This window comes from Sphingomonas bacterium (assembly GCF_903643035.1).
In the GTDB taxonomy this organism is placed as follows: domain Bacteria; phylum Pseudomonadota; class Alphaproteobacteria; order Sphingomonadales; family Sphingomonadaceae; genus Sphingomonas.
Genome location: NZ_CAHJWW010000005.1, coordinates 1 through 18,816, shown reverse-complemented (window position 1 = coordinate 18,816; position 18,816 = coordinate 1). Strand labels below are relative to the sequence as shown.

Below are 18,816 nucleotides of genomic sequence, written 5' to 3'. Positions count from 1 at the left end.
CTACAAGGCGTCGATGGACGATCCCCTGGCCCTATTCGACGCGTGGTTCGCGCAAGCGCGCGAGAGCGAGCCGAACGATCCCGACGCGATGGCGCTCGCCACTGTCGATGCTGCCGGCCAGCCGTCGGTGCGGATGGTCCTGCTGAAGGGCCACGATGCGGCCGGCTTCGTGTTCTACACCAATCGGGAGGGGCGCAAGGCCGGCGACCTGGCCGCGGGTCCGCGCGCCGGGCTGTTGTTCCACTGGAAGTCGCTGCGTCGCCAGATCAGGATCGAGGGGCCGGTGACACTCGCCTCCGACGCCGAAAGCGACGCGTATTTCGCCAGTCGCGGGCGTCATTCCCAGATCGGCGCCTGGGCGTCGGACCAGTCCCGCCCGCTCGACGCGCGCGAGACGTTCGAGGCGCGGGTGGAGCAGGTGAGTGCACGGTTCGAGGGGCAGGACGTGCCGCGCCCGCCCTTCTGGGGCGGCTATCGCGTCGCACCCGAGCGCATCGAGTTCTGGCAGGACCGCGCCCATCGGCTGCACGAGCGGCGGTTGTTCACCCGAATCGGCGATGGTGACGGCGAGGCCGGCTGGAGCGAAGGATTGCTGTTCCCATGACGCAGGACGAACGCCGCCGCGCGATCCCCTTCGCGGTGCGCGCCGCGCTCGCCAGCGTGGCGATGGCAAGCTTCCTGCTCGTGCTGAAGGCCTGGGCGGCGTGGGCGGGCGGATCGGTGGCGATGCTGGGCAGCCTCGCCGACACCGGGCTCGACCTGCTCTCCGGCATCGTCACGCTGTACGGCGTCCGGATGGCGGCGCAGCCGGCGGATCAGGACCACCGGTTCGGCCACGGCAAGGCGGAGGCGCTGGCGGCGCTGTTCCAGGTCATGCTCATCACCGCGTCGGCGATCGTGATCGCGTGCCGCGCGGTGCTGCGGATCGGCGCCGCCGGCACCGGCGAGGCGGGGCTCGGGATCGGCGTGTCGGTGGCGGCGATCGGCGCGACGCTGGTGCTGCTCGCCTATCAGCGCAGCATCATCCGCAGGACCGGGTCGGTCGCGATCATGGCCGACAACGTCCACTACCAGTCGGACGTGCTGGTCAACGTCGCGGTCATCGTCGCGCTGGTGCTCGACCAATATGCCGGCGTGCGCGGCGCGGACTCGGTGTTCGGCATCGCCATCGCCGCATGGCTGGCGTTCGGCGCGTTCAAGGCGTCCACCCACGCGATCGACATGCTGATGGATCGGGAATGGCCTGACGAGCAGCGCGCGCGCTTCCTGGACGTCGCCGCGCGTCAGGAAGGCCTGAAGGGGATCCACGACTTCCGCACCCGCCGTGCCGGCATCCACGACTTCGCTCAGTTCCACATGGAGGTGGACGGTCGCCTGAGCGTCGCGCAGGCGCACGATCTGGTCGAGACCATGGAGGACGCGCTGCTCCGCGCCTTTCCCAGGGTGGAGGTCCTGATCCACCTCGATCCCGAAGGTCATGTCGATACCGACAACCCGCTGGTGGAGACCGACGTGACGCCGCACTGGTTCGGCAAGCGCGCGTGACGGCTCCCGTGGCGATCAAAAGGCTTCCCTTCACGCAGGTCGACGCTTTCGCCGACCGGCCGTTCGCGGGCAATCCGGCGGCGGTGATCCCGCTCGACGGCTGGCTGGACGATGCGACGCTCCACGCGATCGCCGCCGAGAACAACGTGTCGGAGACCGCCTTTCTCGTGCCCCAGGCGGCCGGTGACGCGGACTATGAACTGCGCTGGTTCACGCCGACGGCGGAGGTGGCGCTGTGCGGCCATGCGACGCTGGCGAGCGGGCATGTCGTGCTGTCGGCCGACCCGTCATCGGACCGGGTCCGCTTCCGGACGCGCAAGGCGGGGCTGCTGGAAGTGGCGCGCGATGGCGCTGGATACCGTCTCGCCCTCCCCGCATGGACGCCGGCGGCGAGGCCGCTGCCGGGCATCGTCGCCGCGCTCGGCGTCGCGGCGACCGAGACGCTGTGGCGCGACGGCGGCTACGCGGTGGTCGTGGTGGCGGACGAGGCGGCGGTGCGCGCCTGTCGGCCGGACCAGCGTGCGCTGGCGGCGGAAGGCGAGCTGCTGATCATCGTGACCGCGCCGGGTGACGACACGGCGATTGTCACCCGCGCCTTCACGCCCGCCTTCGGGATCGACGAGGACCCCGTCACCGGCGCCGCGCATGCCGTCGTCGTACCCTATTGGGCCAGGCGGCTGGGCGAGGACAGGTTCACCGCCTTTCAGGCGAGCGCACGCGGCGGTCGGCTGACCTGCGCGCTGGAGGGCGACCGTGTGGTGCTCGGCGGTACCTGCGTGACGGTGATCGAGGGCATTTTCCTGCTGGGGTAGGATCCCGTTCGCCTCGAAGGGTGGCCCCCCACGGCGGACACGGGCGGTGCGTCGAGGGGCGCCCTACGCAGCCGGTAATCTTCCCGCTTCCGTTCCGGCGATCCAGCCGCCGCCGAGCACCCGCTCGCCCGCATAGAGGACCGCCGCCTGGCCCGGTGCGACGCCGTATTCGGGCATGTCGAACACCAGCCGCTCGCCCGCCAGCCGCGCCGGCGCGGGCTTCGCCATCGAGCGCACCTTGACGGTCAGCGGCCCCGCATGGTCGCCGCCGATCCAGTTCACCCCCTCCAGCCGCGCCGCCCCAACCGCCAGCGACGCGCGCGGCCCCACCACCACCCGTCGCGAGGCGGCATCGACGCGCACGACGTACAGCGGCTCGGCGGTCCCGTTCAGGTTCAGCCCGCGACGCTGGCCCACGGTGAAGTGGACGATGCCCGGATGGGTCCCCAGCACCCGGCCCGACAGGTCGACGATCTCGCCTCCCGCCGCCGCCTCAGGGCGCAGGCGCGTGACCAGGCCGGCATAGTCGCCGTCGGGCACGAAGCATATGTCCTGGCTGTCCGCCTTGCCCGCGACCGCCAGCCCCAGTTCGGCCGCAAGCTCGCGCACCCGCCGCTTGGGCAGATCGCCGAGCGGAAAGCGCAGATAGTCGAGCTGTGCCTGCGTGGTGGCGAACAGGAAGTAGCTCTGGTCGCGCGCCGGGTCGACGGCCCGGTGCAGCTGCGCACCGTCCGCCCCTTCGAGCCGGCGCACGTAATGCCCGGTGGCGAGCGCATCGGCGCCCAGGTCGCGAGCGAGACCCAGAAGATCGGTGAACTTGGGGCCGGTGTTGCAGCTGACGCACGGAATGGGCGTGCGCCCGGCCAGATACTCGTCGGCGAAGCGGTCGATGACGTGCTCGCGAAATCTCGATTCATGGTCGAACACGTAATGTGCGATCCCCAGCCGCTCGCACACCGCGCGCGCATCGCGGATGTCGCGCCCCGCGCAGCAGCTTCCCGCGCGTCCCACCGCCTCGCCATGATCATAGAGCTGCAGGGTGACGCCGATCGTCTCGGCGCCGGCCGCATGGGCGAGTGCGGCCACGACGGAGCTGTCGACGCCGCCGGACATGGCGACGACGATGCGCCGGCCCGCCAGATCGGGACCGAGCTGGAAGTCGATGGCATCCGGGTCTGTCATTGGAGGCGACATAGCGATGGCGGACACGACTTTCACCAGCGTTAGCAATTGCTTTCACTGCGGTTTACCCGGCCTTCAGCCCCTTGGTCCTATGCCACGCCCGTCGGCCGCCAAAGCATGGCGCGGCGGGTGAGGAGTGTATGGCGTTTGGATCTCGGCATTATTTCGTGGATGCCCGACGCGGATGGCGCGCGGGGCCGGCCGGACGCGGTCGCGTTGCTGGCGATGGCCGGCGCGCGCCAGGCGGCCAGCCCGACGGCGCAGGCACAGGCACGCCTGCCCACCGCGCGGCCGCGAACCGGTTCCGCCTTCGCGGGAACGGTGGCGATGTCGATCGCCGAGTGGAATGGGTGAACGTGCCGTTTACCCAGCCGTTTCAGGCGATCTTCAAGCGGCCGGCGCATAGGGGCCGCCAGTCGGCGCCACGAATGGCCAGCGCACGGAGCGCATGCTTCGACCGGGGACAATCATGATCGAGAACCAGAAAATCCGTCCCGCCAAGGTGATCGGTCCACTCGGCGAATCGCTGACGCTGGACACCTTGCCGCCGCCCGAGACGACACGCTGGGTCGTGCGCCGCAAGGCAGAGGTCGTGGCGGCCGTGAACGGCGGTCTGCTGTCGGTGGACGAGGTATGCGATCGCTACAAGCTGACCGTCGAGGAGTTCGCCGGCTGGCAGCGCGCGATCGACCGGTCGGGCATGCCCGGCCTCCGCGTGACCCGCATCCAGCACTACAAGACGCTCTATGAGCGGCAGCAGAAGTATTGATCGAAGTTACAGATTATGGAACCAACCTCGGGGGTCGCGAGTCTCCTTCCCATGCCCGGTTGGGGGCTGAAACGGGGAGACATGACGTGGGCATCATCATCTGGCTGATCGTTGGCGGTGTCGCGGGCTGGCTTGCCGGCATGATCATGCGCGACAACAACAGCATCATCGTCAACATCGTCGTCGGCATCGTCGGCGCGGTCATCGCCGGCCTCCTGTTCGGCGGCGGCGCCAACCTGAACAATGGCGTGACGATCACGTCGTTCATCTATTCGCTGGTCGGCGCCATCATCCTGCTGGCGATCGTCAATCTCGTGCGCCGCGGGCGCGTCCGCTAACCCCGGACAAAGCGATGCCGCCGAAGCCGTCCGGATGTATTTCGGGCGGCTTCGTCGCGTTCGGCGTCCAAGGTCGGCGTGACGGCAGCGGCCGTCGATGCGGACCGGCACCGATCCTTTTCCGACATCGCGCCGCGCACGATACCATACGGACCTATTCCACTTGAGTAGGGTGTGATATTCCCGTAACACAGTAGTGGGGTACTGGTCGCCGGGCGGGAAAGCGTGACACGAATGAGATACGAGACGGGTAGCATCGGCACCGACCCGCAGCTGGCGCTTGCCGCGCCGCCGCGCTCGCGTCGCCGTGCCATGCTGGTCGCCGTCGTGACGATCGTCGTCCTGGCCATCGCGGCGCTCGTGTTCGGGCATCGCAAGCCGACCGCCGCGTCGCATTCCGCGACCGACCAGATCCCTCAGGTGACGGTCATCCAGCCCGGTCGGCGGACGATCGACCGTACCCTGTCCGCGACCGGCTCGCTCGCCGCCCGGGTCGACATGCCGGTCGGCGTCGCGGGCGAGGGTGGGAAGGTGACGGCGGTGCTGGTGCAGCCGGGCCAGTGGGTCCAGGCCGGCCAGGTGCTCGCGACGCTCGACCGATCGGTGCAGCAGGAGACGGCCGCCAGCCTCGCCGCCTCGATAAAGGTCGCGCAGGCGGACGCGACGCTTGCCCAGTCCGCGCTCGACCGCGCGCAGCAGCTCGTCGGGCGCGGCTTCATCTCCAAGGCCGATATCGAGAGTAAGGCCGCGACACGCGACGCCGCCGACGCTCGCGTGAAGATGGCGCAGGCACAGCTCGCACAGCAGCGCGCCGCGAACAGCCGGCTCGATGTCCGCGCGCCAGCGGAGGGGCTGGTCCTGACGCGGCAGATCGAGCCGGGGCAGGTCGTCGGCGCAAGCACCGGCACGCTGTTCCGCATGGCGCGGGGCGGCGAGATGGAGATGCGCGCGCTGCTCGCCGAGAACGACCTTGCGATCGTGCACGCCGGATCGGTCGCGAAGGTGACGCCGGTGGGCAGCGCGGTTTCGTTCCCCGGCACGGTATGGCAGGTGTCGCCCGTGATCGATCCGGCCAGCCGTCAGGGGATCGCGCGCGTGGCGCTGCGGTACGATCCCGCGCTGCGGCCCGGCGGTTTCGCCGCGGCGACCATCACCAGCGGCGCGTCCGTGGCGCCGCTGTTGCCGCAATCCGCGATCCAGAGCGACGACAAGGGAAACTATGTCTACGTGGTCGGAACGGGAGACACGGTGCAGCGTCGGTCGGTGACCCTGGGCAACGTGTCGGACGACGGGGTGGCGGTCGCTGCCGGACTCGACGGGACGGAAAAGGTGGTGATGTCGGCAGGTGCGTTCCTCAACGTGGGTCAGCGCATCCGCCCAATCCTGAGGGCGGTGGGATAGGTCGATGAACTTTCGCAACGTCTCCGCTTGGTCGATCCGCAACCCGGTCCCGTCGATCGTGCTGTTCTTCATGCTGTCGGTCGCCGGCATTCTCAGCTTCGCGACGATGGAGGTGAACAAGCAGCCGGACGTCGACTTTCCGGTGGTGATCGTCGACATAACCCAACCCGGCGCCGCGCCAAGCGAGCTGGAGACGCAGGTGACGCAGCGGGTCGAGGCCGCGGTGCGCAGCCTGCAGGGCATCGACGAGATCGATTCAACCGTCACCGAGGGCGAATCGACGACGGTCGTGCAGCTGACGATCGGCACGCCGATCGATCGCGCGGTGGAGGACGTGCGCAGCGCGATCCAGCAGATCCGCTCCAACCTGCCCGAGGGTATCCTGGAGCCGCAGGTAATGCGCGCCAACACGACCGGCGACGATCTGGCCAACTATGCCGCGATCAGCACCGCCATGACCGTCGAGCAGCTGAGCTGGTACATCGACAACACCGTCACCAAGGAACTGCTGTCGGTGCCGGGGATGGCGACCGTGGAGCGCAACGGCGGCGTGTCGCGCGAGATCCGCGTAATTCTCGACCCGGTGCGCCTCCAGGCGCAGGGCCTGACCGCCAGCCAGGTCAACGCCCAGCTGCGCCAGGTGAACGTCAACGCCGCCGGCGGCCGTGCCGAGATCGGCGGGTCCGAACAGTCGCTGCGCGTGCTGGGCAACGCGCACGACGCCTATCAGCTCGGCCAGACGCAGATCTCGGTCGGCGGCGGGCGCACCGTGCGGCTGGTCGACATCGCGCAGGTCCGCGACCTGTACGCCGAGCAACGCTCGACCTCCGCCCTTGATGGACGGCAGGTGATCTCGTTCGACTTCCAGCGCGCCAAGGGCGGGTCGGACGTCAGCGTGTTCCGGGGCGCCCAGGCGAAGCTCGCCGCGCTGGAAAAGCGCAACCCCGGGGTCCGCTTCCAGATGATCTCGAACACGGTGAAGTATACCGAGACCCAGTATCATGCCGCGATGGAGGCGATGGTCGAGGGTGCGGTGCTCGCGGTGCTCGTGGTGTTCCTGTTCCTGCGCGACTGGCGTTCGACGATCATCTCGGCGCTGGCGATCCCGCTGTCGGCGATCCCCACCTTCTGGTTCCTCGACCTGATGCACTTCACGCTGAACGGCATGACGCTGATGGCGCTGAGCCTCGTCGCAGGCGTGCTGGTCGACGATGCGATCGTCGAGATCGAGAACATCGTCCGCCACATGCGCATGGGCAAGAGCGCGTACCAGGCCTCGATCGACGCCGCCGACGAGATTGGCCTGGCGGTGCTCGCGACGACGATGGCGATCGTCGCGGTGTTTCTGCCGGTGGGTCTGATGCCGGGCATATCGGGCCAGTTCTTCAAGAACTTCGGTCTGACCGTCGTCGTCTCGGTGCTGATGAGCCTGGCGGTCGCGCGCCTCATTACGCCAATGATCGCGGCCTATTTCCTGAAGTCGCACGGGGTCGCCAGCCACGGCGAGGGCTGGCTCATGGATCGCTACATGGCGACGTTGCGCTGGACCCTGAAGCATCGCTGGTCGGCGATCGTCGCGGGGGTGGGGGCGCTCGCGCTGACGGCGGTATGCTTCATGGTGCTGCCGATGGAGTTCCAGCCGGAGGCCAATGCCGACAGCAGCACCGCGAGCATCGAGATGGTGCCCGGCACCACCCTTGCCGAAACCCAGCGGGTGGTGAGCCAGGTCGCCGCGGTCCTGAAGCGCCAGCCGCAGGTGGAGCACGTCTATCAACGCTCGTTCGTGGGCAACGGTCGCGCGATCGCGATCTTCAAGCCCAAGGACCAGCGGACGATGCGCAGCGCGGAGTTCGAGCGCAGCCTGGCAGCCGAGATGGCGGCGATCCCCGACGCGCGCGTCACCTTCCGCGCGCAGAGCGGCTGGGGCGGAAGCGGCCTGCCCGTCACCGTGACGCTGGGCGGCGACGATCCGAAACTGCTCTCCGAAACCGCGTCGACGCTGGTCGAGCAGATGCAGAAGCTGTCGACCGTGGTCGCCCCGCGCGTTACCGGCGACCTGAAGCGGCCCGAGATCGTCATCACGCCGCGCCTCGATCTGGCCGCCGATCTCGGCGTGACGACCAGCGCGCTGTCGAGCGCGATCCGCATCGCCACGTTGGGCGATATCGACCAGAACAGCGCCAAGTTCTCGCTGTCCGATCGTCAGGTGCCGATTCGAGTCGCGCTGGCTCAGGACTCCCGCCAGCGATTGTCGACGATCTCGAACCTGCCGGTGACGACCGCGGGCGGCGGATCGGTGCCGCTGGGCGTCGTCGCCGCGATCGGCTTCGGCGCCGGGCCGACCAAGATCGAGCGCGTGGCGCAGCAGCGCCAGCTGACCGTCGGCGCGTCGATGCCGCAGGGCGTCGTCATCAGCGAGGCGATGAAGCAGATCCACGCACTGCCGATCATGAAGAACCTTCCGCTGGGCGTCGGCGAACTGACGTTGGGCCAGGCCAAGTGGCAGAGCGAGATGGTCAAGAACTTCATCGTGGCGGTCGCGGCCGGCGTGTTCCTGGTCTTCGCCGTGCTGGTCCTGCTGTATCGCCGCTTCCTGCCGCCGTTCGTCAACATGGGCTCGCTGTTCCTGGCGCCGCTCGGCGGGCTGCTTGCGCTGTTGATGACGGGGTATGCGCTGTCGATGCCGGTGTTCATCGGCTTGCTGATGCTGCTGGGCATCGTCGCCAAGAACTCGATCCTGCTGATCGACTTCGCGCTGGAGGAGATGGCGCATGGCGTCGACACGATCAGCGCGATCCTGGACGCTGGGCACAAGCGAGCGCAGCCGATCGTGATGACGACGGTGGCGATGGTGGCCGGCATGGTGCCGACCGCGCTGGCGCTGACCGGCGACAGCTCGTCGCGCGCGCCGATGGGTATCACGGTCATCGGCGGACTGACGGTCTCGACGATCCTGACGCTGCTGATCGTACCGGCAACGTTCAGTCTCGCGGTGGGGATCGAGGAGTGGGTCGGCCCGAGGCTTGGTCGCCGTCTGCTCACCTATAAGCCCGGCGACGACGGCCTGCCGGTCATCGACGGGCCGCCACGGGGTCCGGCGATCCAGGGTGGGCTCCACGGCGGAGCTCCGGGCGCGATCGGCTATCGCGGCGACGAGCCACAGCCGGCGGCGGAGTGATCGCGCGATACCCCGGCGGTCGATCGCCGGAATAAGGGTGCGGGTGATCGCTCCTTCATTCCTCACGCGCCGGCCAGGCAGCGATCCCGCGCCACAGGGTCTGGTGCGGATGCGGGTGGTGGCGACCGGGCTGCTGCTGGTGATGGCGGCGCTGTACGTCGTCGCCCGCACGCTGGAGCCTGCACGGCCCGGCCTTGGCTATCTGCGCGCCTTCGCGGAGGCGGCGATGGTCGGCGGGCTGGCCGACTGGTTCGCGGTGACGGCGCTGTTCCGCCATCCGCTCGGCCTGCCGATCCCGCATACCGCGATCGTGCCGCGCAACAAGGACAGGATCGGCGAGACGCTGGCGCTGTTCCTGCGCACCAATTTCCTGATCGCATCGGTGGTGGCGCGGCGGATGCGACCGCTCGATGTCGCCGGCGGGGTTGCCCGCTGGCTCACCGATCCGCCGGAGGACGCGGGGGGCAGGTTCCGGCGAGGCGCATCGAAGCTGGTGGCACAGGCGCTGGAGGGGCTCGACCCCGCGCGGCTCGGCGGGCTGGTGAAGGCGGCGGCCGGCACCCGGCTGCGCGAGACGCAGGTGGCGCCGATCCTGGGTCAGCTGCTCAACGCGATGGTCGCCGAGGGCCGCCACGCGCCGCTTCTCGACAGCGCGATACGCTGGTCCGCAGGCGCGCTGGAGGGCAACGACGCGTTGATCCGCCAGATCGTCCACGACCGCGCCGGCGCGGTGCTGCGCTGGACGGGTCTCGACGAGGCGCTGGCCGATCGTCTGATCGCGGGACTGCAGAAGCTGCTGGCCGACATGGCCGAGCATTCGGATCACCCGTTGCGCGTGCGCGCCGAGGAGGGGCTGGTGCGGTTCGCCGACGACCTGCGCAACGATGCCGCCCTGCGCGTGAGGGTCGAGACGATGAAGGACGAGCTGATCGCGAACCCCGCGATGCAGCACTGGCTGGACGGCCTGTGGGAACAGGCACGGGGCGCCCTGTTGCGGATCGCGCGCGATCCCGAACGGGCGATGCGGGGGCCGTTGGGCGAGGTGCTGCGCCAGATCGGCGGGACGCTGCGCGCGGATCGGCGGCTGGCGACCACGATCAATCGCTTCGTGCGCCGCGCGGTCGTGGGCATCGCCGCCGATTATGGCGACGCGATCGTGCGGCTGGTGTCGGAAACGGTGCGCGGCTGGGACGCCGCGACCATCACCCGCCGGCTGGAGAACCAGGTCGGCCGCGACCTTCAGTATATCCGCGTCAACGGCACGATCGTCGGCGGGCTGGTCGGCCTGGCGATCCATGTCGTCGATGTCGCGATCTGAGCCTCGTCGAACCGCTTGCGGGCCGGCGCGCTTTGTCGCTAGGCATCGTACGCATGAGCGGACAGGCCGATTTCGCCGAGGAAGGCACGGGCGATGCCCGGACGCTGCGCTTCACCGGCAACCTGCTGCTCGCGCAGCTCGGCGGCCTGCCTGATCGGCTGGGCCATGTGTCGGGTGACGTCGCCGCGGTGGACCTGTCGGGGATCGACCGGATCGATACCATCGGCGCGTGGATCGTCCACCGCTTCGCGCTCCAGCACCGCGCCCGGATCGAGGGGCTGTCGGGCGACAGCCATCACTTGTTCGAACAGGTGGAAAAGGCGGACCAGCCGGTCGCGACCTTGGTCGCGCCGCAAGGCGGTTTCAGCCGCGTGTTGGGGGAGGTCGGCGACGCGGTCGCGACCGCGGGTTCCACGCTGCTCGGGCTGCTCGGTTTCCTGGGCGCGACGACGATCGCCTTCTGGGCCGTGTGTTTCAGCATATTGCGCTGGACCGGCTGGTTCGTCACGGGACGGCGCGGGCCGGAGCCGCAGGTCCGCTTCCGCTACAACGCCACGGTGCAGCGGTTCGAGGTGGTGGGTGTCGCCGCGCTCGGCATCATCGGGCTGATGAACTTCCTGATCGGGATCGTGATCGCGCAACAGGGGGCGGTGCAGCTTCAGCAGTTCGGCGCGGAGGTGTTCACGATCAATCTCGTCGGCCGCATCACGCTGCGCGAACTGGGCGTGCTGATGACCGCGATCATGGTCGCCGGCCGGTCGGGAAGCGCCTTTGCCGCGCAGCTGGGCACGATGAAGCTGACCGAGGAGATCGACGCGATGCGCACCATCGGCGTCTCGCCGATGGAGGCGCTGGTGCTGCCGCGCGTCATCGCGTGCGTGGTGATGATGGTGCTGCTCAGCTTCTATGCGTCGGTGATCGCGATCATCGGCGGCGGGCTGCTGTGCTGGACCAGCCTCAACATTCCCCCCGTCACCTTCATCCAGCGCATCCAGGAAGTCGTGCCGCTCACCGACCTGTACATCGGCCTCATCAAGGCGCCGGTGTTCGGCGCACTGATCGCGATCATCGGCTGCTATCAGGGAATGCAGGTCGAGGGCGACGCCGAACAGGTCGGCACCCGCACTACCTCGGCGGTGGTGCAATCGATCTTCCTGGTCATCGTGCTCGACGCCTTCTTCGCGGTGTTCTTCGAGAAGATCGGCTGGATCTGACGGTGGCGACCGACACTCGCAGCTCACGCGACGGGCCGGACGTGGCGACCGATCCCGTCATCACGGTGCGCGGCCTGCGCAACCATTTCGGCGATCAGATCGTCCACCAGGATCTCGACCTTGACGTGCGGCGCGGCGAGATACTCGGCGTGGTCGGGGGATCGGGTACCGGCAAGTCGGTGCTGATGCGTTCGATCATCGGGCTGCAGATGCCGTCGGCCGGCGAGGTGCATGTGTTCGGCGAGTCGATGATCGACGGCGGGGCGGCGGAGGCGACGTCGGTGCGCAAACGCTGGGGCGTGCTGTTCCAGGGCGGCGCGCTGTTCTCCACGCTGACGGTCGCGGAGAACGTCGAGGTGCCGCTGCGCGAGTTCTACCCCGACCTCGACCTCGCGCTGATGAACGAGATCGCGTCGTACAAGGTGGTGATGACCGGATTGCCCGCCGATGCCGCGCCCAAATATCCCGCCGAGCTGTCGGGCGGCATGCGCAAGCGCGCCGGCCTCGCAAGGGCGCTCGCGCTCGATCCCGAACTGCTGTTCCTGGACGAGCCGACCGCCGGCCTAGACCCGATCGGCGCGGCGGCGTTCGACGACCTGACGAAGTCGCTCCAGAAGACGCTGGGGCTGACGGTGTTCCTCATCACCCACGATCTCGACTCGCTGTACGCGATCTGCGACCGGGTGGCGGTGCTCGCGGACCACAAGGTCATCGCGGTCGGAACGATCCCCGAGCTGCTGGCACTGGACCATCCGTGGATCCAGCAATATTTCCGTGGTCCCCGGGGCAGGGCGGCGGTGGCGACTCAGCAGCAGAACACTGCCGGAACGCAGGATAGGGCGGCGAACTGATGGAAACGCGTTCCAACCATGTGCTGGTCGGCGCCGTGGTGCTGATCCTGCTGGCGCTGCTGGCGCTGTTCACGGTGTGGCTGGCCCGCATCGGCGGCACGCACCAGAAGGAATATGACGTCTTCTTCAAACAGGCCGTCGACGGTCTCGCGAAGGGATCGCAGGTCAGCTATTCGGGAGTCGTGTCCGGGCAGGTGAAGGAAATCCGGATCTTCGATCCGCAGTTCGTGCGCGTGCGCGTCCAGGTGACGGACGACGTGCCGATCCTTCAGGGAACCACGGCGACGATCCAGGGCAGCTTCACCGGCACCAGCACCGTCAGTCTCGACGGGGGGATCAGGGGGCAGCCCGCGCTCGTCTGCCCGCAGCCCGTGCCCAACCACGACTGCCCCTATGGCGTGCCGGTCATCCCGACCAAGACCGGCGGCCTGGGCGCGATCCTGAACTCCGCGCCGCAGTTGCTGGAGCGGCTCTCGACGCTGACCGAACGGCTGACAGGGCTGTTGACCGACCGGAACCAGTCCTCGCTGGCCGGCATCCTCGACAACACCAATCGGCTGACCGGCGCGCTGGCCGATCGGGGTCCGGAGATCGCCGGGACGCTGGCGCAGACCCGTGTCGCGATCCAGCAGGCGGGTGTCGCGGCGAAGCAGATCGGCGATCTGGCGCAGACCAGCAACGGCCTGCTCGCCAACGACGTGAAGCCGACGCTGGCGAACCTCAACGCCACCATCGCGTCGGCCAGGTCGAGCACCGACACGCTGAACGCCGCCCTGGGCGACGCGCGGCCGGGGCTGCAGGCCTTTTCGAAGCAGACGGTGCCCGAAGTCGGCCAGCTGGTGCACGACCTTCGCGAGACCGCGCAGTCGCTCAACTCGATCGCCACGAAGGTGGATCAGCAGGGTGCGACTTCGCTGATCGGCAGTCCCAAGCTGCCGGACTACAAGCCGGGCAAGACCAAGTGAGAGGGCTGGAGAGGGCTGGGATGAAGACGCTCGTATCGCTCGCCGCCTGCGTGGCGCTCGCCGGCTGCATCAGCTTGGGCGCCAAGCCGCCGCCCTCGATGCTGACGCTTACCAGCACCGCGCAGCCGCCGGTGGGACAGCAACAGGTCGCCGCCGTCGCGCCGGGCACGACCGCCTCGACGCTGTCGGTCGGTGGCCGTGCGGTGGCGACGGTGACCAGCCAGCCGCTGGCCGCGCCATCGGACGCCGGGTCGCCGTCGATCACCGTGCAGGTGCCGGCGGTGCCGCAGGAACTGGCGACGCCGCGCGTACCGGTGCAGGCCACGCCGACGACGGTCGCCTACATCAAGTCCGCGCTGTGGGTCGCGCCCCCGGCGCAGGGGTTCGCGCGCATCCTGGGCGACACGATCACGGCCCGCACCGGGCGTGTGGTGCTGAGCGGCGCGCAATCGTTCCAGACAGGCAGCGCGCAGTTGACGGGCGAGCTGCGCATGTTCGGCATCGATGCGGCCAGCCAGTCTGCGGTGGTGATCTATGACGCCTCGCTGGTGCGCGCCACGGGCGGCGGCATCGCAAAGCAACGGTTCGAGGCGCGCGTGCCGGTCGCGACCATCGACGCGGCAGGTGCCGGCACCGGGCTGAACGCGGCCGCGAACCAGGTCGCGGCGCAGGTGGCGGACTGGGTGGGGCGGTAGGCGGGTAGCGCGCAGGTGAAGCCACGGGAAATCGTCGGCTCGCGCAGCAAGACGTTGTTGCACTTGCGATCAGCATAGGATTTGTGCTGCTTGCACTCTGGATGATGCATGGCCCAGACGGCGGTGGCTGGGCCGGTTGGTTCATTCTCCTTTTCTTCGGTCTTAGCATCCCAGTGTTCGGCTGGACGCTGATCCGTCCGCAACGCTTGACCCTCGACGAGCAGGGCTTCGTCCTGTCAGGTGGGATGGTGCGCTCGCCCCGGCAGGTTCGCTGGTCCGACGTGAGAGGTTTCTTTGTCTATCGGCTGCCGCGTGGCGGCAAGATGATCGACTACAATTATGCGGAGGGAGCGCGGCCCGCTTCGCTGTTGAGCGGAGTGAATCATCATCTTGGCGCCGATGCGGCATTGCCAAAGGCTTGACCTGGTCCACCCGAGCGAACAGTGGCCGAACTCAACGCATACCGGGCGCGGGCGCTAGGCCTGCCTACTCCGCTCTCCTGACCGCGAGCGGCACGTCGCACACGTCCACCCCGCCCAGCGCCACCATTCCGCCGGGGTGTTCCCGCAACGCTATCATCGCGGCGAAGCGCGGGTTGTCGGCGCTGCGATACTGCCAGTGCGGACGGCTGGCGGCGGGCAGGTCGCTGGCGAGGCGGACCGTGGCGATCGGTATCCGCTCGGCGGCGGTCGCGTACATCCCCATCGGCGCGGCCGAGCGCGGCAGCGCGGCGAGCGTGCCCATGCCGTCGATCACCCGGCCGACGATCGTATAGTTGCGGTCCAGCCGCCGCGCCGATCCGCCGAGCGGCGCGAACAGCTCCGTTCCCGAGCCGGTGTCGGGCGCCGCGTCGCGCGCCACGCCCACGCTGGCATAGCAGTGCGTCAGCCATCCCGCACCGGCACCGTCGCCCGCGACCGCCCAGCCATCGGCGGTGATGCCCGAGGCGGCGCTGTAGGCGTCGGCGCGCGCCAGCCGCTGCGCGGGGTGGAAGCCGGCGGCAAGGTCGTATTCAGCCGCAGGCACCTTCACGACCCCGTCGGCCAGCGGCTTCCTCTCGCTCTGGTCGCCCCACTGGACCACCCAGTTCTCCTGCACGCGATAGACGGTCAGCCCGTCCCACCAGTGCGCGCGGGCGAGTGCGCGGACGTTGGCGACATGCTGCGGCGCCTGCGGACCCGCGAGGCGGATCGTCACCACCCGCCCGTCGGCGAGCGTCATCACCATCAACTCGTCGTCGGGGATTGGCCGCCAGTCGGCGGGCACCGGGTCGGACGGGAGCGGACCGGCGGCGGTGGCGGGCGCGGCCTGGAGGAAGAGGAGCAGGGCATCGATCATACCCGGCAGGCTCGCACGAACGATGGGCGGCAGGCAACCGGCGCCGGGTCCTGTCGTTCTGCCCTCGCAACCAGGAGAGTAACGATGGACGTCGCCACCACCCCAGCCGCCGAGCGGATCGCCCGCGTCCTGGCCGCGCAGCGGATCAGCGCCAACGCGGATGGTCAGCAGGAGTCCGCCTCCGCGCATGTCGACTCGGCGTGGAAGGATCATCTCGACGACGCGCTTGCGGTGCTCAGGACATTGCGCGAGCCGGACCACAGGATGGCGGCGGTCGGCGACACGGCGATCTGGGAGCGGATGATCCTGGTCGCGATCGAGGAGACGAAGCCGAACACGATGGCGTACTGACCAGAGGCTCTTCATCCGCCGACGCCGGAGGCTTCCGGGTCGGCGGCCCCGGCATCGGAAGGCGGGCGGCGGATGCACCGCCGCAATAACCGGTGCGGGCAGCGCGCGCCGGCTCCAGGCGACATGCTGCTGCAGGTTGGCGGGGCCGTGGATGCGGGGCATCAGTGGAGCCCGGGCCACTCGCACCATGCTGGCCATGTCGACCCCCGGCGCGGAACGCGCGCCCTTATCTAGACACCACCCGCATCCGGGGCAGGGCGGCGAGCGCCGCCGGCGCGTGGGCGATCGCGTCGAACATCGCCGGGTCGAGCGCATTCATCGTCTCGGGCCGGCACAGTCGCACGTCGGCGATGCTGTCGGCGGCGGCGATCGTGACACGTGTGGTCCCCGATGGTGCCTCCCTCCCTGGCTCATGTCTCCCTGTCCTGCCGCCGGAACAGGCGAGCGGCCGGACCGGATCACACCCTTGGCGTCAGCCGCATCAGCTTGCCATCGTCGCCCAGCAGCCAGATCGCGCCGTCGGGCGCCTGGACCACGTCGCGGATGCGGTCGTCCATCGACCATTGCTCGACAGCCCTCGCCGTGTCGCCGGCGAGGGCGACGCGGATCAGCGCCTCGCCCGACAGCGCCGCGATGAAGGCGGACCCGCGCCACTGCGGAAACATCGCGCCCGAGTAGATCATCAGCGCGCCCGGCGAGATCGACGGGTTCCACCACAGTTTCGGCGCCTCGAACTCGGGATGGGTGGGATGATCGTTGATGGGCACGCCATCGTAGTTGTCGCCGTTGGAGACGATCGGCCAGCCATAGTTGCGCCCCGGCACGACGACGTTCAGCTCGTCGCCGCCCTTGGGACCCATCTCCACCTCCCACAACCGGCCATCCCGCGCGAACTGGAGCCCGTACGGGTTGCGGTGGCCGCTCGTCAGGATGCCGTCGCGGGTCCCCGGCATCGGCTGACCGTCAAGCGTCAGGTGCAGGATCTTGCCGAGCTTCTGCGCAGGGTCCTGCGCCGGTGTGAAACGCTGGCGCTCGCCCGACGAGAGGTACAGCGAGCGGCCGTCCGGCGCGAAGGCGATCACCGCGCCGAACTGGCCGCCGGGACCCGCCGAGCCCGATCGCCACAGGACGGCGACGTCGGTCAGCGTCCGGCCGGTCAGCGTGCCGCGAGCCATCGCCAGCTGCGTGCCTTGGCCGGCGGACTCCGAATAGGTCCAGTAGATGCGGTGGTTCGAGGTAAAGCCGGGCGCGGCGACCACATCGAGCAACCCACCCTGATCGACCTTGGCCACCGCCGGCAGGCCCGAGATCGCGACCACCGATCCGTTGGCGCCCCGCACCTTCAGCCGGCCCGCCTTTTCCGTCACCATCAGGCTGCTGTCGGGCAGGAAGTTCATCGCGAACGGCTCGTCGAACTGGCCGATCGTCTGCACCGTGAACGGCCGCTGCGTTGCGGGAGGCAGGTTGGCGCGGCCGCTGGTGGCGGGCACGTTGCGATGCGCACGATCGGCGGGCGCATCGCGGGGCAGGCCCTGCGCCGAACAGGCGGGAGCACCCAGCAGGGCGGCGGCGAGGAAAAGGAACGAGGCGGTTCTGGTCATCGCGGTCGAACGCGAAAGGCGCGGCCGGGTTGCAGGAGTCGCGCCCGCGCGATCCACCCGCGGAGACGGAGACGGAGACGGGGACGACGAGCGGGGCGGTGGGCGCTTGCCTCTGTTCCGGCCCGCGCCTATAGAGGTTTCGCGTTCTCTACATCGTGACGATGAAGAGGTCGGAGCCACCCGGTTCCGGCGGCCTCTACCCTCGTCGGTATGAGCGCATGGCAAGAGGTCTGGCATTTGGCGGATATCGCCGCACTCGAACGGATGATCGCTCCCGAGGCCGAGGCGCTGGGTTTCGCGCTCGTGCGCGTGCGCATGGTCGGCGGCAGGTCCGACCCGACGTTGCAGGTGATGGCCGAGCGCCCCGACACGCGCCAGCTGACGATCGACGACTGCGCCGAACTCTCGCGGAGCATCTCCGACCGGCTGGACGAGGCGGAGGCGGCGGGGCGCGACCCGATCGAGGAGGCGTACCGGCTGGAGGTGTCCTCGCCCGGCATCGACCGGCCGCTGACCCGGCCGCAGGATTATGCAGACTGGGCGGGGCATGAGGCCCGGCTTGTGCTGACCGAGCCGCTGGACGGGCGGAAGCAGCTGACAGGCGATCTGATCGGGATCGACGTCGATGGCATGGTCACCGTCGACGTACGGAAGCACAAGGCGATGAGCGTGAGCTTCGCGAAGATCGCCGACGCCAAGCTGTTGCTGACCGACCGGCTGATCGCCGCGACGAAGCCGCTCTCGGTCGAGGGCGCGGACGAATACGAGGACGACGATACCGTCGACGACCATGAACTCGCCCATGGCGAAACAGGGGCGGCCGACGCCGCCGAGCATGAAGGACTGAACTGATGGCCTCCTCTGCCTCCTCCGGCGTCGCCACCGCCAATCGCGCCGAGCTGATCGCGATCGCCAACGCGGTCGCGACCGAGAAGATGATCGATCGCGGCATCGTGATCGAGGCGATGGAGGATGCGATCCAGCGCGCCGCCAAGAACCGCTATGGCGCGGAGAACGACATCCGCGCCAAGCTCGACCCGACGTCGGGCGACCTGCGACTGTGGCGCGTCGTCGAGGTCGTCGAGGCGGTGGACGATTATTTCAAGCAGGTCGACGTCGCGCAGGCGCAGAAGCTCCAATCGGGCGCGGCCGTCGGCGACTATATCGTCGATCCGCTGCCGCCGATCGAGTTCGGCCGCATCCAGGCGCAGGCCAGCAAGCAGATCATCTTCCAGAAGGTCCGCGACGCCGAGCGCGA

20 protein-coding genes are annotated in these 18,816 nt (G+C 69.1%); 17 read left to right on the top strand and 3 right to left on the bottom strand.

Annotated elements, in window-relative coordinates; all coding sequences use genetic code 11:
* Positions 1-13: 13 nt before the first annotated feature.
* Genes pdxH through HUV01_RS00870 form a run of 3 tightly spaced genes read left to right on the top strand, consistent with a single transcriptional unit; the run spans position 14 to position 2,357 of the window.
* Positions 14-604, top strand: coding sequence for a pyridoxamine 5'-phosphate oxidase (gene pdxH / locus HUV01_RS00880; protein WP_174296439.1), 591 nt, complete (start codon positions 14-16; stop codon positions 602-604).
* Complete coding sequence (locus HUV01_RS00875; protein WP_174296438.1) at positions 601-1,545, top strand: cation diffusion facilitator family transporter; 945 nt, start codon at positions 601-603, stop codon at positions 1,543-1,545. Before pdxH ends, HUV01_RS00875 begins: the two co-directional genes overlap by 4 nt.
* The gene (locus HUV01_RS00870; protein ID WP_254606286.1) at positions 1,542-2,357 is read left to right on the top strand and encodes a PhzF family phenazine biosynthesis protein; all 816 of its coding nucleotides are present in this window, start codon (positions 1,542-1,544) and stop codon (positions 2,355-2,357) included. The genes HUV01_RS00875 and HUV01_RS00870 overlap by 4 nt, the downstream gene beginning before the upstream one ends.
* Before the next feature lie 63 nt (positions 2,358-2,420).
* Here HUV01_RS00870 and mnmA read toward each other — a convergent pair whose 3' ends face one another.
* Positions 2,421-3,539 carry a tRNA 2-thiouridine(34) synthase MnmA gene (gene mnmA, locus HUV01_RS00865; RefSeq protein ID WP_174296437.1) on the bottom strand — a complete coding sequence of 373 codons (1,119 nt, stop codon included), beginning with the start codon at positions 3,537-3,539 and terminating at the stop codon, positions 2,421-2,423.
* A 171-nt stretch (positions 3,540-3,710) separates the two neighbouring features.
* On the opposite strand from mnmA, the gene HUV01_RS00860 reads away from it, so the two are divergent.
* From HUV01_RS00860 to HUV01_RS00810, 11 genes are all read left to right on the top strand, one after another.
* Positions 3,711-3,893: a hypothetical protein gene (locus HUV01_RS00860; RefSeq protein WP_174296436.1), complete on the top strand. Its 183-nt coding sequence runs from the start codon at positions 3,711-3,713 to the stop codon at positions 3,891-3,893.
* Between the two features lie 115 nt (positions 3,894-4,008).
* Positions 4,009-4,308, top strand: a complete 300-nt coding sequence (sciP, locus tag HUV01_RS00855; RefSeq protein WP_174296435.1) for a CtrA inhibitor SciP — start codon at positions 4,009-4,011, stop codon at positions 4,306-4,308.
* 86 nt (positions 4,309-4,394) lie between these two features.
* Complete coding sequence (locus HUV01_RS00850) at positions 4,395-4,646, top strand: GlsB/YeaQ/YmgE family stress response membrane protein (RefSeq protein ID WP_217430857.1); 252 nt, start codon at positions 4,395-4,397, stop codon at positions 4,644-4,646.
* Between the two features lie 234 nt (positions 4,647-4,880).
* Positions 4,881-6,047 (top strand): efflux RND transporter periplasmic adaptor subunit, encoded by a 1,167-nt coding sequence (locus HUV01_RS00845; protein ID WP_174296434.1) that lies wholly within the window; start codon positions 4,881-4,883, stop codon positions 6,045-6,047.
* A 4-nt stretch (positions 6,048-6,051) separates the two neighbouring features.
* Positions 6,052-9,225, top strand: a complete 3,174-nt coding sequence (locus HUV01_RS00840; RefSeq protein ID WP_174296433.1) for an efflux RND transporter permease subunit — start codon at positions 6,052-6,054, stop codon at positions 9,223-9,225.
* A gap of 109 nt (positions 9,226-9,334) precedes the next feature.
* Positions 9,335-10,543: a DUF445 domain-containing protein gene (locus tag HUV01_RS00835; RefSeq protein ID WP_174296448.1), complete on the top strand. Its 1,209-nt coding sequence runs from the start codon at positions 9,335-9,337 to the stop codon at positions 10,541-10,543.
* 53 nt (positions 10,544-10,596) lie between these two features.
* Positions 10,597-11,757, top strand: coding sequence for an MlaE family ABC transporter permease (locus HUV01_RS00830; protein WP_174296432.1), 1,161 nt, complete (start codon positions 10,597-10,599; stop codon positions 11,755-11,757).
* A 2-nt stretch (positions 11,758-11,759) separates the two neighbouring features.
* Positions 11,760-12,608, top strand: a complete 849-nt coding sequence (locus HUV01_RS00825) for an ABC transporter ATP-binding protein (RefSeq protein WP_174296431.1) — start codon at positions 11,760-11,762, stop codon at positions 12,606-12,608.
* Positions 12,608-13,573 carry an MlaD family protein gene (locus tag HUV01_RS00820; protein WP_174296430.1) on the top strand — a complete coding sequence of 322 codons (966 nt, stop codon included), beginning with the start codon at positions 12,608-12,610 and terminating at the stop codon, positions 13,571-13,573. The genes HUV01_RS00825 and HUV01_RS00820 overlap by 1 nt, the downstream gene beginning before the upstream one ends.
* A 20-nt stretch (positions 13,574-13,593) precedes the next feature.
* Entirely contained in the window at positions 13,594-14,268 is a 675-nt protein-coding gene (locus tag HUV01_RS00815; RefSeq protein WP_174296429.1) for an ABC-type transport auxiliary lipoprotein family protein, read from the top strand.
* An 83-nt stretch (positions 14,269-14,351) separates the two neighbouring features.
* Positions 14,352-14,690 (top strand): hypothetical protein, encoded by a 339-nt coding sequence (locus HUV01_RS00810; protein WP_174296428.1) that lies wholly within the window; start codon positions 14,352-14,354, stop codon positions 14,688-14,690.
* A gap of 64 nt (positions 14,691-14,754) precedes the next feature.
* On the opposite strand, the gene HUV01_RS00805 is transcribed toward HUV01_RS00810, so the two are convergent.
* Positions 14,755-15,606 carry a peptidylprolyl isomerase gene (locus tag HUV01_RS00805; protein ID WP_174296427.1) on the bottom strand — a complete coding sequence of 284 codons (852 nt, stop codon included), beginning with the start codon at positions 15,604-15,606 and terminating at the stop codon, positions 14,755-14,757.
* An 84-nt stretch (positions 15,607-15,690) separates the two neighbouring features.
* On the opposite strand from HUV01_RS00805, the gene HUV01_RS00800 reads away from it, so the two are divergent.
* Complete coding sequence (locus HUV01_RS00800; RefSeq protein ID WP_174296426.1) at positions 15,691-15,957, top strand: hypothetical protein; 267 nt, start codon at positions 15,691-15,693, stop codon at positions 15,955-15,957.
* Between the two features lie 458 nt (positions 15,958-16,415).
* Here the strand turns inward: HUV01_RS00800 and HUV01_RS00795 are convergent, their stop codons facing one another.
* The gene (locus HUV01_RS00795; protein WP_174296425.1) at positions 16,416-17,558 is read right to left on the bottom strand and encodes a PQQ-dependent sugar dehydrogenase; all 1,143 of its coding nucleotides are present in this window, start codon (positions 17,556-17,558) and stop codon (positions 16,416-16,418) included.
* Between the two features lie 237 nt (positions 17,559-17,795).
* Here HUV01_RS00795 and rimP point away from each other — a divergent pair, with 237 nt between their 5' ends.
* Together rimP and HUV01_RS00785 are read left to right on the top strand one after the other, a co-directional pair.
* Positions 17,796-18,410, top strand: coding sequence for a ribosome maturation protein RimP (gene rimP, locus HUV01_RS00790; protein ID WP_438827133.1), 615 nt, complete (start codon positions 17,796-17,798; stop codon positions 18,408-18,410).
* On the top strand, positions 18,410-18,816 hold a 407-nt coding region (locus tag HUV01_RS00785), incomplete at its 3' end, for a NusA N-terminal domain-containing protein (protein WP_302480011.1). The genes rimP and HUV01_RS00785, both read left to right, overlap by 1 nt.